Genomic DNA, 1510 nt, shown 5'->3' on the forward strand with positions numbered 1-1510 from the left:
TACTGCCGCAACTTCATATGCATCTGATGCCATATTTTTGTAATGTTCTTTATTTTTTTCTATAAACTCCTTAAATCCCTGCTTCGAATCCCTATTCTGAATCAGTCCAAATACTGCCTTTAAATCCGTCTCAAACTTCTCATAGTCTTTAATCTTACAAATGTTTATTACCCGTATCGAATAATCCGGTATATACTGCCTTAAAAACTCTTTATCTACCTCATCCCCAAACATATCAAACAATGACATCGGCCCATCCCATTCTTCTTCTCCATAATATACTACTTGAGTCATAACAGGAGATATCGTATCTGTTTTTCTCATTCCCGACAAATATTCTGTCCCATCCATTTTGTCTTTGTTCTTTTTATGCTGCTTCTTCAAAGCGCTGACCTGGTCATTGTAAGTCAAAGCATCATACAGCATGCACCTCAACGGCATTGCATAATGTATTTTCATCTGGTTTTCCATACCTAAAATCATGAACCGAATACCGGTTTTACCGGATACCTTTTTTACAATATCTCTATTTCGCTTTATTGCACCAATATCTCCTTCTTCTCCATGTAACGCCATCCCGGAAAGTGGATTTATATCCGACAACTCTTCCGGGGAAATTCTCATTTTTCCCCGAAACACCTGATGGTTATATAGGTCTGCAAATCTTTCGTTATCTGATAAATACTTATTAATGATTACATCATTTTTCAATACGCTGCTAATTCCTCCATTTATGACACTTTATCTTTAATTTTTATTCAAATAATCTGATACTTTTCCAGCAAATCCTGCCTTTTATCTTGCTCACATGCAAATTCAAAAAATTCCTTTGTTTTTCCATCCTCAAACATCTTTTTTGCCAATCGCCCCATAAGTTCAAGTCCTATTAACTCTCCTTTGAGTTTTCCCTTTTGTTCTCCTCTTTTTTCTCCTCTTTGTTCTCCTCTTTGCTCCCCTTCTAATATCATTTCATCTATTGCCTTACACATATCTATCCCTCCTTCTTCCGTTTTAGCTAATCTTTCAAATTCCAACAACTGCTTCTTATGCATAAATACTGCCGCAACTTCATATGCATCTGATGCCATATTTTTGTAATGTTCTTTATTTTTTTCTATAAACTCCTTAAATCCCTGCTTCGAATCCTTATTCTGAATCAGTCCAAATACTGCCTTTAAATCCGTCTCAAACTTCTCATAGTCTTTAATCTTACAAATGTTTATTACCCGTATCGAATAATCCGGTATGTACTGCCTTAAAAACTCTTTATCTACCTCATCCCCAAACATATCAAACACTGACATCGGCCCATCCCATTCTTCCTCTCCATAATATACTACTTGAGTCATAACAGGAGATATCGTATCTGTTTTTCTCATTCCCGACAAATATTCTGTCCCATCCATTTTGTCTTTGTTCTTTTTATGCTGCTTCTTCAAAGCGCTGACCTGGTCATTGTAAGTCAAAGCATCATACAGCATGCACCTCAACGGCATTGCATAATGTATTT

Annotated in this window: 2 protein-coding genes; both read right to left on the reverse strand. The window is 36.2% G+C overall.

The window, feature by feature from the left end:
• A partial coding sequence (locus RHS_RS29635; protein WP_395023681.1) for an Rpn family recombination-promoting nuclease/putative transposase occupies positions 1–711 on the reverse strand: 711 nt, incomplete at its 3' end.
• 47 nt (positions 712–758) lie between these two features.
• Positions 759–1510, reverse strand: a 752-nt coding sequence (locus RHS_RS29640; RefSeq protein ID WP_395023682.1) for an Rpn family recombination-promoting nuclease/putative transposase, incomplete at its 5' end; no start/stop codon positions are given.

Source organism: Robinsoniella sp. RHS, from assembly GCF_001029355.1.
Classification (GTDB): domain Bacteria; phylum Bacillota; class Clostridia; order Lachnospirales; family Lachnospiraceae; genus Robinsoniella; species Robinsoniella peoriensis.